Raw genomic sequence first — 14,954 nt, forward strand, 5'->3', positions numbered from 1 at the left:
TCTCGTACACAAAATTTCTTCTTTTTTTCCAAAATCACCAATATTCAATTTTCAATCTACATTTGCATCTTTTGATTCTAACTCCGAGAAGTTATCTATATTATATGTGTAACTACTCAGCTTCGATCGCTACATAGCTGTCAGGAATTGTGACACCTAATTCTGCAGCACGGTCTGCCATGTATTTATAGGTGATGTTCGGGGAATACTGTACTTCCATCTTGGAAATATCAGCGCCGTGCTTTCCTGATTCAGGCCGGGTCGTGATTGGCGGATATATGCTGGTCAACGGATTACCATTGCATAAGACGGAAGTGGCCCTGGATCCGAAAACGCCTGTTGCCACGTCGGAAGTAAGGAAGGTTTTTGAGCAGCAGAGCAAATATCCGGCAGCCTCCATATTGATGAATGATATGATGCAGGGAAAACATTATCTGGCGGAAAAGATCAAGGGGCTGATCAAAGAAGGCAATCGTACGATTGTATTTGACTGTGTGACCCAGGAGGATCTGGACCTGATTGCAGATGCGGTCATTACAAGTGGAATCAAGTTCGTGACAGTCGATCCGGGCGTGTTTACATCCACGATTGCGAGAAAGATCATTGTTCCAAGTGAAAAGAAATCAAAAGACAAGATTCTAGCAGTCGTAGGAAGCGTGAACCCGGTAACGAAGAGCCAGATGGAAGAACTGTGGCTGTCCCAGAAGACCTTCAATATATTTGTAAAAACGAAGGAACTGGTTGAGAGCGAAGAACGAAGCGAAGCTGAAATTGACAGGATCGTCACGGAGGTTCTTGAAAACAGTCCGAGATATAAAGTCAGCACCGTGACCGGAGATGGCCTGATGCCTGAAAACAGAATTGATTTCGGTTACTATACGGCACGGGACCATAGCACAGTTGATGAAGTCAGCGATAAGATCAATGCCGCATTTGCGGAGATCACTTACCGCATCTGCAAAAAGGATGCGAATTTCAAAGGCTTATATACGAGCGGAGGGGATATAACCGTCGCCGTCTGCAGGAAATTCGATACTGCCGGGCTGGAGCTGCTGGATGAGGTGCTGCCTCTTGCTGCATACGGAAAGATTTTAAAAGGCGATTTCGATGGGCTGAATATCATCACAAAAGGCGGAATGGTAGGCCAGAGCAACGCCATCAACAGATGCATCACATACCTGAAAGAAAAATTATTTATATAAAGAAAGGAAGATTATCATGGAAAAACCATTAATTGCGATACCTTTAGGGGATCCGGCAGGCGTAGGCCCTGAAATAGTTGTTATGTCAATTGCTGCAAAGGAGGTCTTTGACAAAGCAAGATGTATTGTCATAGGAGACAAGAAGGTAATCGACATTGCAATCGATATCTGCAAAGTGAAGCTGAAAGTAAATGTCGTGGAAAGTCCTGAGCAGGGAATCTACGAAGAAGGCGTTCTGAATCTGATTGATTTAGACAATGTCGATCTCTCAAAATTCGAATTTGGGAAAGTAAGCGGAATGTGCGGAAAAGCCGCATACGAATATATTGAAAAAAGCATTGAGCTTGCAAATGATGGCAAAGTGGATGCTGTTGCAACCACCCCTATCAATAAAGAGGCGCTTAAGGCCGGGAATATCAATTTTATCGGCCATACGGAGATTTTCGGAGCCCTGACCAACACGCCGGATCCGCTTACCATGTTTGAAGTAAGAGGCATGAGGGTATTCTTCTTAAGCAGGCACGTGTCTCTCAGAAAAGCATGCGACATGGTCAAGAAGGACAGAATCAAGGATTATGTGAAGCGCTGCCTGGAGGCATTGAAGAAACTGGGCGTTACAGAAGGAACCATGGCGATTGCAGGACTGAACCCACACAGCGGGGAACACGGACTGTTTGGTGACGAGGAAGTTGAAGAGGTCATACCTGCAGTTGAGGAACTCCAGGCTGAAGGATATAATGTGGTCGGCCCGATCGGAGCGGATTCCGTGTTCCACCAGGCGCTGGAAGGCAGATTCAATAGCGTATTGTCCCTGTATCATGACCAGGGCCACATTGCAACAAAAACGGTCGATTTCGCTAGAACGATTGCAGTTACGGGAGGAATGCCGATTTTACGTACATCTGTAGATCATGGTACGGCATTCGACATAGCTGGAACCGGAAAAGTAAGTGCAGTCAGTATGATCGAGGCGATTTCGTTAGCTGCAAAATATTCACCTAACTTTAAAAAATAATCTTTCAGGAGGATTTATAGTATGATAGGCGGACTTAGTGGACAAAGAATGTTAATAGGGTTACTTGTTGGTATAGCGCTTCTGATATTCCTGGTATTAAAAACCAAAATCCATGCTTTTTTAGCACTCATTATTGCATGTGTGGTAGTTGGTGTGGTTGGCGGTATGCCGGTTGCAGATGTGAAATTAGAAAGCGGAGCAACCTTTGGAATCATAAATTCCATTAAAAATGGCTTCGGCGGTACGCTTGGCAGTATCGGTATCGTAATCGGCTTTGGCGTTATGATGGGTCAGCTGTTTGAAGCTACAGGGGCAGCTGAGAAAATGGCACAGTTTTTCCTGAAGGTATTTGGAAAGAAACATGAAGAAGAAGCGATGGCTTTCACAGGATTCCTGGTTTCCATTCCGATCTTCTGCGATTCCGGCTTTATTATCCTTGCGCCGATTGCAAAAGCGATATCAAAAGCGACTAAGAAATCTGTTATTTCAATAGGAACTGCACTTGCTGCAGGCTTGGTTATCACTCATACACTGGTTCCGCCTACACCAGGTCCGTTAGGTGTTACGGGTATCTTTGGAATTGATGCAGGAAAATTCATCCTTCTTGCACTGGTTCTAGCGCTGCCTATGACGATTGCCTGTCTCATATATGCAAGGTATTTAGGCAAGAGGATCTATCAGATTCCTAATGAAGCAGGTGATGGATATACCCGTGGTGCATACAGGGAAGCCGATTACTCGAATTCCTTTGTAATGGATGGAAAAGAGCTGCCATCAGCAGCGGAATCATTTGGTCCGATCTTACTTCCTATCATACTAATCCTGATTGCCACAGTGACAAGCGCACTCAAGATGACGACCGGTTTTATGGCAGTATTCCAGTTCCTGGGTTCTCCGATCGTTGCTGTCGGTATTGGCTTGCTGCTCGCTATTCTGACACTTGGCAGAAGGTTTGACAGAAAAGGCGTGTTAAGTGAAATGGAAAAAGGAATGGCATCGGCAGGCATCATCATGCTGGTAACCGGCGGCGGCGGTGCCCTTGGACAGATCATAAAAGACAGCGGACTGGGAACTTACATGGCTGAAAACCTTGCAAAAACGGCAATCCCGATCATCGTACTTCCGTTTATCATTGCAACCATTATGAGAGCAATCCAGGGATCAGGCACAGTTGCCATGACGACCGCAGCCAGCATTTCCGCCCCGATCGTAATCTCAGCAGGAATCAATCCTTTCCTTGGAGCAGTTGCATGCTGCGTGGGCTCCTTATTCTTCAGCTACTTTAATGATAGTTATTTCTGGGTAGTTAACAGGACTTTAGGCGTCAGCGAGACAAAAGACCAGCTCCGTGTATGGTCGGTAACCAGCACAATTGCCTGGGCCGTTGGATTTGTTGAGATATTGGTATTGAATATTTTCATATAATCTGCGATAATCGGATGCATAGAGGTGATGAACATGTTTATAGCAGAACGCCAGATGAAAATAATTGAGATGATTCAGAAGGATGGCAGCGTTCAGGTGGAAAAATTGGCCAAAGACCTTGGCGTGAGTTCAATGACGATCCGGAGGGATCTGAAAAGGCTCAAGAATGAAGGTATCATAGAACGATGCCACGGCGGTGCTGTCGTAAAACAGGAAATCGCATATGCAGAAAAACAGATCAGCCATAAGGGAAGCAAGGAACTAATCGCATCCAAATGCGCAGAATTCGTAAAAGAAAATAATGTGGTATTCCTGGATGCAGGAACCACAACATACGAAATAGCCAGATTGATTTCTACAATACCGGGAATACTGGTCGTGACCAACGATTTGAAAATAGCCCAGCTCATCAATGAGAGTGAAGCTGAATTGATCATCTGCGGCGGATCCGTTCAAAAATCAACAGGCAGTATGTATGGCTATTATGCCACACAGATGATGGATGGATTTCAATTTGATATCGGATTTTTTGGAGCAGCATCCATAGATGATAATTTCCAGGTGCTGACACCAACGATCGACAAGGTCTTTCTGAAGAGAATGATCATGAAGAACTGCAAGCAGACATTTATAGCGGTTGACGATTCCAAATTCAACAAGAAGGCAATGAGCAAGGTTGCTGATCTGGCGGATTATACCGGGGTCATCACTGACCATCAGTTTACGGAAAGTGAATTGGCGCGGCTGGCCAAAGCCGGAGTTAAGATCATAGCCGTATAGACTGACAGGAGATCAGCTGGGTAAGGCAGCTGCGATGCAGCTGAGTGATGGCTGCAAAACAAAATCCGGTTAAAAATGGGTTAGAGATGTTAAAATAGAATGCCAAGAAAGACCTGACTGGGGAGTGATAGTCAGGTCTTTCTAGATTTATTAGCATCTGCTTGAAAATAATTATATAAAAGAATATAATTGAGTGAACTGTTTGGAATTTACAAAATGGAGAAAACAGAAGAGGAGTATTCGCTATGGAAGACAGTGTATTCAGTTTGATCAGGACAAAGTATAATACTTTGTCACCAACACAAAAAAATGTTGCAGATTATATACTTTCCAATTCGGAAAAAGTTATATTGCTTTCAATCGGTGAACTGGCACAATTTTGCGATACCAGCGAGACAACTGTTATTAGATTCCTAAGGAAGCTGAAATATGATTCCTATCAGGTGTTCCGGGTTAAAATTGCACAGGAATTATCGGGTGAAACGACGGATTCCATTTATGAGGAAATTGGTACGGATGATGATATTGCAGATATAAAGAGAAAAGTGATCCAGTTGACGATAAGTTCGATCAATGATTTGAATAATTTGTTGGATGAAAAACAGCTGGCGTTCTTTACAGAAGCAATTGTTTCAGGTGGAAAAGCAATTTTTATAGGAGTTGGATCTTCCGGAATCATTGCTGCCGATGCGTATCATAAATTCTTGAGATTAGGCATTGATGCAAGCTTTTCATCGGATTCCCATATCATGAGCATTGCCTGTGCACACGCCCGGAAGCAGGACCTGGTAGTAGCTTTTTCACATTCAGGAGAGAGCCGTGATATACTTGAATCTGTTGAACTCGCGAAAGAAGGCGGCGCAAAGATCGCTGCAATTACCAGTTATCCGAATTCATCTTTGTCAAAAAGCTCTGATATCGTTTTGCTGAGTTCATCCAGAGAAACAAAATACAGATCGGATGCGATGATATCGCGAATCATACAATTAGTCATTATCGATACATTGTATGTTTCAACGGTTCTGAAATTGGGATCAGAGGGAATAAAAAGGCTGCATAAATCAAGGCTGGCTGTGGCAAAAAAGAAAACATAGAGGTAGTGCACTGACACGTTGACATCTTGACAAATGTGTCAGCACACTAGTTAAGAAGGACATAGTTATGAATAGCCGCACATAAGGAATATATTAAGAGGACTCATCTAAAAGATGGTCCTTTTTTTTGCGCTATTTAACGATGATGCAGCAATAACACACCTGGAAACGGATGCATTCTGAGGGAAATGTGAGCGAAAATATTTTTGTTGACGACAGGAAAAGGATGTGATATATTTACGTCAGTAGTAAAACTACTACGGAGATAAGAAGAGCGTAGTAAAAAAACAACGACGAAGAACAACCACGAAGAAAGGGGTATATTATGAGTAAAAAAATGAAAGCAGTATTATTAGGAGATGCAATGATTCCAGGTAAAGGATTCGGTGAAGCGTGGAAAAAAATCATGGGGGAATATGGTGATGATGTTTTAGTTGGGGACTGGGAAGCTGATTGGGAAAAGCTCCAGTACAGAAGACTCGAAGTTGAAAAACGCGGTCCTGAAATCGAAGTAGTGCCAGACCAGATCATCGAGTCAGGAAAAGATGCTGAAATTCTTGCAGGCCTTTTCGTTCCTGTTTCAAGCAAGGTACTTGAAGCAATGCCTAAGCTGAAGGTTGTCGGAGTTTCAAGAGCAGGTCTTGAAAATGTAAATGTAACGGAAGCAACAAAGAGGGGTGTGCTGGTATTCAACGTACAGGGAAGAAATGCACACGCCGTATCGGATTTCGCAGTAGGCATGATGCTTGCAGAGTGCAGGAATATCGCCCGTGCTCACTATGCTATCAAAAACGGAACATGGCGTAAAACATTTTCAAACAGTGCTACTGTACCTGAACTGACAGGCAGAAATGTTGGAATCATCGGTTTTGGATATATTGGAAGACTTGTAGCACAGAAACTGTCAGGATTCAATATGAACAGACTGGTATTTGACCCATATGCAAGTGAAGAAGATGTCAAAGAAGCTGGCTGCACAAAGGTGGATCTGGAAACATTATTAAAAGAGAGCGATTTCATCACCTTACATGCCAGACTGACAGAAGCCAATAAAAATATGATCGGTGAAAAAGAAATTGCACTGATGAAAGAAACAGCATATATTGTAAATACCGGAAGGGCAGGTCTTGTAGACCAGGTAGCACTCGCAGCAGCACTGAAAGCCAACAAGATTTCAGGAGCAGCACTGGATGTATTCACTACTGAACCGATACCTGAAGACAGTGAATTCCTGAAACTCGACAATGTGACCCTGACAACCCATATTGCAGGAACAACGGCAGATGCGTTAGGAAATTCACCATCCCTTCTTTTGGAAGATATCAGTAAACTGTTAAAGGATAACAAGCCAAGATTTATCGTGAATCCTGAAGTGCTTGAAAATGAAGAATTTAAAAAATGGCTTGAAGAAGTAAGAGCATAGGGGGAGGAACATATATGTTAGTCAACATGAAAGATGTTTTGGAAATTGCAGATGAACGGAATATTGCAATAGGCTCATTTAATGTTTACAGCTACGAAACCATCAAGGGCGTGCTGGAATGTGCACAAAGCAGACAGATGCCGGCGATTTTAGCTTTCGGAGAACGTTATCTTGAAAACATGGATCTTGATACAGTGGTAGCCATAGTAAAATCGGCATCGAAAGAGATTGACGTTCCATTCGCACTACATCTTGATCACTGCAACAGCCTGGATAACATTTACAGGGCAATCAAGGCGGGGTTCACCTCGGTCATGTATGATGGTTCCGCATTAAGCTACGAGGAAAATGTGGCGAATACAGCAAAAGTGGTAGAAGTGGCACATGCCAATCAGGTTTCCGTGGAAGCAGAACTGGGTTCCCTGGCTTCGGGGGATCATTCCCATGAAGGTACTGCTGCGGATGAAGAAGTTTATACAAATCCGGACCAGGCGAATGATTTCGTGCTAAAAACAGGTGTTGATGCACTGGCTGTTTCGATAGGAACTGTACATGGAATATACAAAGGGGAACCAAACATAAGGGTTGATATTCTGAAGAAAATCAGAGAAAAGGTAGCTGTTCCGTTGGTGCTGCATGGCGGATCAGGAACCCCTGAGGATGTGGTCAGGGAATGTATACAGAACGGCATACGCAAGATCAATGTCAACACGGAGATATCCGTATATACGGTTGAGAAGCTGAAAGAGCTGCAGAAGGGCGAAAAAAGCTACCATCTGTCAGTCTTATCCCTGAAGCAGATAGACTACATAAAAGAAGTTGTTGCAAAGTACATGCTGATTTTCAGCTGAACCTGATCGGGCAAAAGATGTAAGTATTAACTTTTTATAGTAGGGTCTACTTATGTTTAGACATTTATTTATTGTAAATATGGGAGGTTAAACCATGAGTGATGTAACACGGATGTTTCTTGTTTTATTTTTATCGATTGCTCTTATTGTATTCCTTATTATGAAGACTAAGTTAAGTGCTTTTCTTGCATTGATTATTGCGGCATTTTTCCTTGGAATTGCTTCCGGTATGCCGTTGGATAAGATTGCAACATCCTTCCAGGATGGTATGGGATCGACCCTTGGCTTTCTGGCGACTGTTCTGGGACTAGGTACCATTCTGGGAAAGATGCTGGAGGAATCCGGCGGAGCGCAGCGTCTTGCAAAAACACTGATTAACGTATTCGGTGAGAAAAGAGCGCACTGGGCCATGATGTTTGTTGCATTTATATGCGGCATTCCGGTATTTTTCCAGGTTGGTTTTGTGTTACTGATTCCCGTGATATTCAGCATTGCCCGCCAGACAAAAATGTCCCTGGCTAAAATCGGAATTCCAGTTGTTGCGGGACTTATCACGGTTCATGCAATGGTTCCGCCCCATCCCGCAGCGCTTGCGATTGTAGGAACACTTCAGGCAGATGTGGGAACAGCGATTATGTACAGCCTTCTTATCGGCCTGCCGGCTGCAATTTGTGCCGGACCGGTTTATGGAAATTTCATTTCAAAATGGATTCAGCTTGATCCGCCACAGAAACTGATGACCGCTGATCTTATTGATGAAGATAAGCTTCCGGCATTCGGAACCACAATGATCACGATACTTTTGCCAATGCTTATCATGGTAGGGAAAACGATTGTCGAGCTGACGGCTCCGGAAGGTGCTTCCTATCTGCCGGTAGTAGCGTTTTTGGGAAATCCGATAACCGCACTCCTGATATCTGCCATTGTCTCATACTTCACTCTTGGATTTGCAAGGGGAATGAAAAAGGAAGATATCCTGAAGCTTACAGATTCCTGCTTTGGCCCGGTAGCCGGCATCATGCTTATCATAGGCGCCGGCGGAGCATTCAACAGGGTGCTTGCTGACAGCGGCATGGGCACAATTCTGGGTGAAACACTTGCAAGCCTTAATATGAGTCCGATCCTTTTAGCGTGGATCATTGCCATTGTCATGAGATTTTCAGTAGGTTCGACTACAGTTGCGATGATGACATCCGCAGGTATAATCCTGCCGCTGCTGTCAAACTTCCCAGGACTGAACCCAGCGATCATATGTGTGGCCATTGGTGCTGGCGGCATAGGACTGTCCCATGTAAATGACTCGGGATTCTGGATCGTAAAAGAGTATTTCGGAATGTCCATAACAGATACGTTCAAGACCTGGACGGCATCTACAACGATTGCTTCAGTTGTTGCCCTTGTCGGCACGTTGATTGTCGGAGCGTTCATTTAAAAAAGGAGAAGATCGAATGGAATACATTATCACAATAGATGTAGGAACCATGAGCATGAGGGCAATCATATACGATACCAGCGGGAATTCGCTGTTCACGTCGTCATTTGAATATCATTCAATTTTTACACCGCCGAGCCTGGTCGAGCAGAACCCTCATGACTGGCGGGATGCGCTGAATTTCACGTTAAAGGAAGCCGCACAATATGTACAGAGCAAAGGGATAAAGATTTCGGCAATTTCCGTCACTTCTCAGAGGGCTTCCGTAATTCCTGTAGATCAGGAAGGCAACCATCTGTACAATGCGGTTACCTGGCAGGACAAACGCAGCGTTTCCATCTGTCAGCAGCTTCTGGAAAAAATTTCAATGAACAAGATCTACAAAAAGACAGGGCTGCGGGCGAATCCGTACTTCTCTCTTCCTAAGATGATGTGGTTCAAACAGAAAGCACCTGACATATATGCGAAGGCACATAAATTAATTGGCGTTCAGGATTATGTCATATATCAGCTTACCGGGGAATTCAAGACGGATTGGACGCAGGCTGCCAGAACCATGCTGATGGATATAAAGACGTTTAAATGGGATAACGAAATGCTTGATTTTTCGGGCATTGATGAGAATCTGCTGTGCGAATTATGTCCGCCGGGATCGATAGCAGGAGGGCTGAAAAAAGAATTTGCAGAGGCTGCAGGACTGGAGGAAGGAATACCTGTCATCATGGCGGGAGGGGACCAGCAGAACGCGGCGCTTGCCCTGAATATCTTGAATCCGGGTATGGCAGAAGCCAATACCGGAACAGGTTCCTTCGTGATTGCGTATTCGGACAAGCCTGTATTTGATAAAAAATGCAGGGTGCTCTGCAGTGCTTCGGCAGTGCCCGGAAAATGGATCGTTGAAGCCGGAATTTTCAATACAGGGGCTATCTACAGATGGTTCAGGGAACAGTTCTATTCCGGTGAAAGCGCAAATTACATGGCAATGAACCAGGAAGCAGCGGCTTCCCCTATCGGATCGAGCGGCGTCATGCTGATACCTCATTTTGAAGGCAGCGCTGCACCATTCTGGAATCCCTATGCGAAAGGCCTGTTTTTCAATCTGTCCCTTGGAACCACGAAGGGAGATATGGCAAGAGCCATATTTGAAGGAATCGCCATGGAAATCGCAGATAATTTTTCGCTGATTGAAGTCATTTCAGGGGACATTGATACCATCAGCGTTGCCGGCGGAATGACAAAGTCGGATCTGTTCAATACGATACAGTCTGATATTTTTTACAAGAAGGTGGTAAGATACCAGAACAGTGAGGCTACCTCATTAGGGGCTACAATGTCAGCGGCTGTTACCCTGGGAATCTATAAGACTTATGAAGAAGCCTTCTCAAACATTGTCGGAAAAGAGGACCAGATATACGAGCCGGTTGCGGAGAATCATATCAAATACGACAAGCTCAGGATGCGCAAACATGATTTGTACAATGCATTGAATCAACGAGGCGTATATGAAAAGTTCATGAAACCCATTTGATGTTTATTGGCTTTTATGCGAAATTAGCATAAAATCACTTAAATGGAGGGGGTTGAAAAATATGGCGAGTGAGTTGAATATGAGTGAATTGGTGAAAGTATCAGAAAAAGCTGATTTATTTCCAAAATACAGGGATACTCCGATTGAAGAGCTTTTTAAGTTTCATAATTTCGGAGTGCCCTTTGAAAAGTATGATAAAGCGGAGATACTTGTTGGAATGTGCATGGACAACCGAAAGCATCTTAAAATACCTAATAATTTTGCATATGTCATACGCACCGGCGGTGGAAACCTGCGTTTTAATGAGTTTAAAATATCATATGCAATCGCCTTAGGCGGAGTCAGCTGTATCGCCATTATAGGGCACAATCACTGCGGAATGGTCAATCTGATCTCCAAGAAAAAAGAGTTTGTAAAAGGAATGGTTGAAAACGCCGGATGGAACGAAAAGCATGCGGAGGAACATTTCACAAGCTTTGCGCCAATATTCGAAATTGAAAATGAGATAGACTTTTTACATTGCGAGATTAAAAGGCTCAGGGATAAATATCCTAAAATACTGATTGCACCATTGTTCTATAATATTGAAGATAACCGTCTTTATCTGATGGAAGAGGACAGGACGAGCGTCTGAGATATGCAGGGTTATCGCCTGAAGAAAATGAAAAATATACGTCTGTCAGAGTTTCAAGACATTGAAAATAGGAGGAAATGTATATGAAGCTGCTTGTTCCTGTTGATGGTTCGCCCGCATCCCTGAATGCGGTGAAAAAATCTATTGAAATAGCAAAGAAATATGGATTCGCAATCAAGATCATAACGTCTGTCGATTTTGAAAATGTTCCCGGATACAGAAGAAATAAAAGTCTCCTGCATCAGGTGGAGGGCCCCATCATAACCAGCGACTATATGATAGCGGATGATGATGAAATTGAAGTGAAAATGAAGGAGAATGCTGCATCATTACTGGATCTGATTGTTGAGAAATTCGACTTTTCCGGGATTGAAGTGGAGAAAGAATTACTGGAAGGGGAGCCTTATGTTAAGATTCTGGAGCAGGCCAAAGACGGGGATTTCGATCTGATCGTTATGGGAAACAGAGGCTTTTCAAAAATAGTCCGTTTCTTTGTGGGATCCGTAACACAAAAGGTGATTTCGGAGGCTCCATGCCCGGTGCTGGTAATTCCGGCTGAAGCGGAAGCGTAAAGGAGCAGGAAACTACAGAATTTTTCAGAGAAATCAAATAATGAGCGTGAGTTTTATAAGTGCCGGGAGTTGCGAGGGTTAGACCTTGCAGCTCCCGATTTTTGTAATGAAAACCGCCTTATTCGATAAAAGCCGGGATGTAATTATGCGGCTGGTGTTATATAATAAAGCTGACTGTTCACTCCGTTGCGGCTATGAAGGAAGCAGGACAGAATAGTTACCGATAAAGAATAAAGAATAAAGAATAAAGAATAAAGAATAAAGAATATAGAAGCAGATGGAACAGGAGTCATACAAATGGATATACAGGATTTAATCATATACAGCAAAACCATACAGGAAAGGGACGCGAAGGAGTCCGATTTTCCGGCTGCCCTGTCGGAGGAACTGGCCGAATACCTTTCCCAAAAAGGAATCAGAAAGCTATACTGCCACCAGGCGGAGATGTTTGAAAAAGCCATGGAGCAGAACCATATCGTCATCACCACGTCCACGGCCAGCGGGAAGACACTGAGCTTTCTGCTGCCGGTCCTTCAGGAAATCTTAGCGAATCCCCTTGCAAGGGCGATTTTCATTTATCCCACAAAAGCGCTGGCAAGCGACCAGTACCGCGCCATCCTGCCATACCTGGAATTTTTCGGGGAGAACAGGGTGTCGGCGGGGGTGTATGATGGGGACACGCCGGTAAATGAAAGAAGCAGGATCAGGAAAAATGCCAATATCATTCTGACCAATCCGGAAATGCTGAACGGCGCATTTTTGCCGAACCACAGCAAGTTCGGATTTGATTTCATATTCTCCAACCTGAAGTATGTGGTCATCGATGAACTGCATACCTACAGGGGTGCCTTCGGCTCCCATCTGGCGAATGTGTTCAGGCGGTTGAGAAGGGTGTGCAGATACTACAATTCCTCGCCCCAGTACCTGTGCAGTTCCGCGACCATCGCAAATCCCCTGGAACTGGCGGAGGAGATCTGCGGGCAGAGCTTTATCCGGATCGACAGGGATGGTTCGCCGGCCCCTCAGAAGAAGTATGTGTTCGTACAGCCTCCGAAGATCATGGGATCTGATAAAAAATATTACGGTCAGGTGCAGACCACCTCTGTCGCCGCAGAGCTGATACCGGATCTGGTGGAAAATGACAACAGCTTTATCGCATTTGCCAAATCCAGACGAAATGTGGAAGTGGTCCTGAAGGAATCAAGGGACAAGCTGGAAGCGGAAAGCTTTTTCGGGGCATCCCTGGCAGATAAGATATCCGGTTACCGGGGAGGCTACACCCCCCTGGAGCGTAAGGAAATCGAGAGCAAGATGATTACAGGCGCCCTCAGGGGCCTGGTTTCTACCAATGCCTTGGAGCTTGGCATCGACATCGGAAAGATCGACACGACGGTCCTGGTGGGATATCCGGGGACGAGGGCTTCCTTCTGGCAGCAGACAGGGCGTGCGGGCAGGAGCGGAAGAGGATGCACGAATTATCTGATCCTTGACAATCTGCCTTTTGACCAGTATATTGCGATCAATCCTGACTGGCTCTTTGAGAACAGCAGCGAAAATGCAGTCATTGACAAGAACAATCTGCTGATAGAGCTAGCCCACATACGCGCCGCGGCCGCCGAGATACCCCTGACGCTGGATGACATTTCGCTTTTTCCGGACCTGGGGGAAACCATTCCGGTACTGATCAGGGCAAGCGAACTGACCAGCCAGAACGGCAAGTTCGCATGGTGCGGAAATTCCTTCCCGGCAGGAGATTTCAGCCTGCGCAATATCGATAAAAGCAGATACAAGCTGATCAACAAGGAGAACAGCAGGGAGATTACGGAAATGGATGAGATGCAGGCGTTCCGCGAAATCCACAGCGGCGCAATCTACATGCATGACGGCGTCCAGTACCAGGTCGTCAGACTGGATATGGAAAGCAAAACCGCATATGCCGTACCCTTTAACGGAAACTACTACACGATGCCGGGAAGCCACACGAATATCAGGATTATCCAGGGCAGCAGGGAAATGGATTACAACCGCATCAAGGCATCTTTCGGCGATGTGAATGTGGACGAAGTGGTCTATATGTATAAAAAGCTGCAGTTCCACAACCACCAGAACCTGGGCTTCGAACATCTGGAACAGCCCCTGTCCAAGGCCTTCGATACGGAAAGCACCTGGATCAGGGTTCCGGAAAATGTCGTTTCGGTCTACAGGAGGCTCATCAGGGAAAGCCAGCAGGGCCAGATCATCAGGAACAATCATTTCGAAGGCCTGTGCTATGCCATCAAAAATGCGGCAATGATGGCCACCATGACGGAGCAGGAAGATATCGGCGTTGTCATGTCGAATAATGCAATCGAATTGAGAGATGATTTTCAGGGCGATGTGTTCCTGTTTGTCTATGACAAATACATAGGCGGTCTGGGCTATGCGGAAAAAACATTTGATCTCATAGCGCAGATTACGGAGCATGCCATCAAGATGGTGGGCGGATGCCAGTGCGAGAACGGCTGCGCTGCATGCATCGGGGATTACAAGCTGGATAAGAAAATGGTGTTGTGGGGGCTGAAGAACCTGATGGAAGAGATGGAAGCTCCGAAAGGCACCAAATTAGTCGAGTATGCGCCGTCGACCTTTATGAAAAAGCCGTTCCGGTTTGAGGAGCTGCCTGAAAAATGGCAGGAATTCTGCGCATACATGCAGGGAAGCGGGAGTGCGTTTTCTGCATTTCTAGGCGCCGTTCCAGCCGTGGAAGTCGACAACCAGGTACTGACAATGGTTCTCAAAAATACCTTTTACAAAGAGTGGGCGATGGAGGAGACCAATAAACGGAGCCTGATCAACATCATCACTTTCTATACGGAGGCTCCGGCAGTGATCGAACTGAAAATCAGAGTGGAAAAGACGGATGGCGACAGGACGTGATGGCTGGCTTTTTGGAAAACTGATGTGATGGATGGAGAATGTGTAAATTGACGAAGCCGAACGTTATAGAGGGATTTTGACA

Annotated in this window: 12 protein-coding genes; all 12 read left to right on the forward strand. The window is 45.0% G+C overall.

Going from position 1 to position 14,954, the window contains the following annotated elements:
- Nucleotides 1-221: 221 nt before the first annotated feature.
- Nucleotides 222-1,202: a four-carbon acid sugar kinase family protein gene (locus tag BJR36_RS17775; RefSeq protein WP_242875652.1), complete on the forward strand. Its 981-nt coding sequence runs from the start codon at nt 222-224 to the stop codon at nt 1,200-1,202.
- Nucleotides 1,203-1,218: 16 nt separating this feature from the next.
- Nucleotides 1,219-2,217, forward strand: a complete 999-nt coding sequence (pdxA, locus tag BJR36_RS17780; protein WP_091236781.1) for a 4-hydroxythreonine-4-phosphate dehydrogenase PdxA — start codon at nt 1,219-1,221, stop codon at nt 2,215-2,217.
- A gap of 21 nt (nt 2,218-2,238) precedes the next feature.
- On the forward strand, nt 2,239-3,642 hold the full coding sequence (locus BJR36_RS17785; RefSeq protein ID WP_091236782.1) for a GntP family permease: 1,404 nt from the start codon (nt 2,239-2,241) through the stop codon (nt 3,640-3,642).
- A gap of 33 nt (nt 3,643-3,675) precedes the next feature.
- Nucleotides 3,676-4,422, forward strand: coding sequence for a DeoR/GlpR family DNA-binding transcription regulator (locus tag BJR36_RS17790; protein WP_091236783.1), 747 nt, complete (start codon nt 3,676-3,678; stop codon nt 4,420-4,422).
- 245 nt (nt 4,423-4,667) lie between these two features.
- The gene (locus BJR36_RS17795; RefSeq protein ID WP_091236784.1) at nt 4,668-5,516 is read left to right on the forward strand and encodes a MurR/RpiR family transcriptional regulator; all 849 of its coding nucleotides are present in this window, start codon (nt 4,668-4,670) and stop codon (nt 5,514-5,516) included.
- A gap of 325 nt (nt 5,517-5,841) precedes the next feature.
- Nucleotides 5,842-6,939: a 2-hydroxyacid dehydrogenase gene (locus BJR36_RS17800; RefSeq protein ID WP_091236785.1), complete on the forward strand. Its 1,098-nt coding sequence runs from the start codon at nt 5,842-5,844 to the stop codon at nt 6,937-6,939.
- A gap of 14 nt (nt 6,940-6,953) precedes the next feature.
- A complete protein-coding gene (locus BJR36_RS17805) occupies nt 6,954-7,790 on the forward strand; it encodes a class II fructose-bisphosphate aldolase (protein ID WP_091236786.1) in 837 nt (278 codons plus the stop codon).
- Between the two features lie 94 nt (nt 7,791-7,884).
- A complete protein-coding gene (locus BJR36_RS17810) occupies nt 7,885-9,222 on the forward strand; it encodes a GntP family permease (RefSeq protein WP_207648905.1) in 1,338 nt (445 codons plus the stop codon).
- 16 nt (nt 9,223-9,238) lie between these two features.
- Entirely contained in the window at nt 9,239-10,750 is a 1,512-nt protein-coding gene (locus tag BJR36_RS17815) for an FGGY-family carbohydrate kinase (RefSeq protein WP_091236787.1), read from the forward strand.
- A 61-nt stretch (nt 10,751-10,811) separates the two neighbouring features.
- Nucleotides 10,812-11,384: a carbonic anhydrase gene (locus tag BJR36_RS17820; protein ID WP_330387995.1), complete on the forward strand. Its 573-nt coding sequence runs from the start codon at nt 10,812-10,814 to the stop codon at nt 11,382-11,384.
- 83 nt (nt 11,385-11,467) lie between these two features.
- Nucleotides 11,468-11,956 (forward strand): universal stress protein, encoded by a 489-nt coding sequence (locus tag BJR36_RS17825; protein ID WP_091236788.1) that lies wholly within the window; start codon nt 11,468-11,470, stop codon nt 11,954-11,956.
- A 297-nt stretch (nt 11,957-12,253) separates the two neighbouring features.
- Nucleotides 12,254-14,872, forward strand: a complete 2,619-nt coding sequence (locus tag BJR36_RS17830) for a DEAD/DEAH box helicase (protein ID WP_091236789.1) — start codon at nt 12,254-12,256, stop codon at nt 14,870-14,872.
- The last annotated feature ends 82 nt before the right edge of the window (nt 14,873-14,954 follow it).

Source organism: Anaerobium acetethylicum (assembly GCF_900096945.1).
GTDB lineage: Bacteria > Bacillota > Clostridia > Lachnospirales > Lachnospiraceae > Anaerobium > Anaerobium acetethylicum.

Excerpts from the sequence above, each read along its gene's own strand:
- BJR36_RS17785 (WP_091236782.1), top strand. The coding sequence starts at position 2,239 with ATGATAGGCGGACTTAGTGGACAAAGAATGTTAATAGGGTTACTTGTT.
- pdxA (WP_091236781.1), top strand. The coding sequence starts at position 1,219 with ATGGAAAAACCATTAATTGCGATACCTTTAGGGGATCCGGCAGGCGTA.
- BJR36_RS17810 (WP_207648905.1), top strand. The coding sequence starts at position 7,885 with ATGAGTGATGTAACACGGATGTTTCTTGTTTTATTTTTATCGATTGCT.
- BJR36_RS17800 (WP_091236785.1), top strand. The coding sequence starts at position 5,842 with ATGAGTAAAAAAATGAAAGCAGTATTATTAGGAGATGCAATGATTCCA.
- BJR36_RS17805 (WP_091236786.1), top strand. The coding sequence starts at position 6,954 with ATGTTAGTCAACATGAAAGATGTTTTGGAAATTGCAGATGAACGGAAT.
- BJR36_RS17795 (WP_091236784.1), top strand. The coding sequence starts at position 4,668 with ATGGAAGACAGTGTATTCAGTTTGATCAGGACAAAGTATAATACTTTG.
- BJR36_RS17820 (WP_330387995.1), top strand. The coding sequence starts at position 10,812 with ATGGCGAGTGAGTTGAATATGAGTGAATTGGTGAAAGTATCAGAAAAA.
- BJR36_RS17830 (WP_091236789.1), top strand. The coding sequence starts at position 12,254 with ATGGATATACAGGATTTAATCATATACAGCAAAACCATACAGGAAAGG.
- BJR36_RS17825 (WP_091236788.1), top strand. The coding sequence starts at position 11,468 with ATGAAGCTGCTTGTTCCTGTTGATGGTTCGCCCGCATCCCTGAATGCG.
- BJR36_RS17790 (WP_091236783.1), top strand. The coding sequence starts at position 3,676 with ATGTTTATAGCAGAACGCCAGATGAAAATAATTGAGATGATTCAGAAG.
- BJR36_RS17815 (WP_091236787.1), top strand. The coding sequence starts at position 9,239 with ATGGAATACATTATCACAATAGATGTAGGAACCATGAGCATGAGGGCA.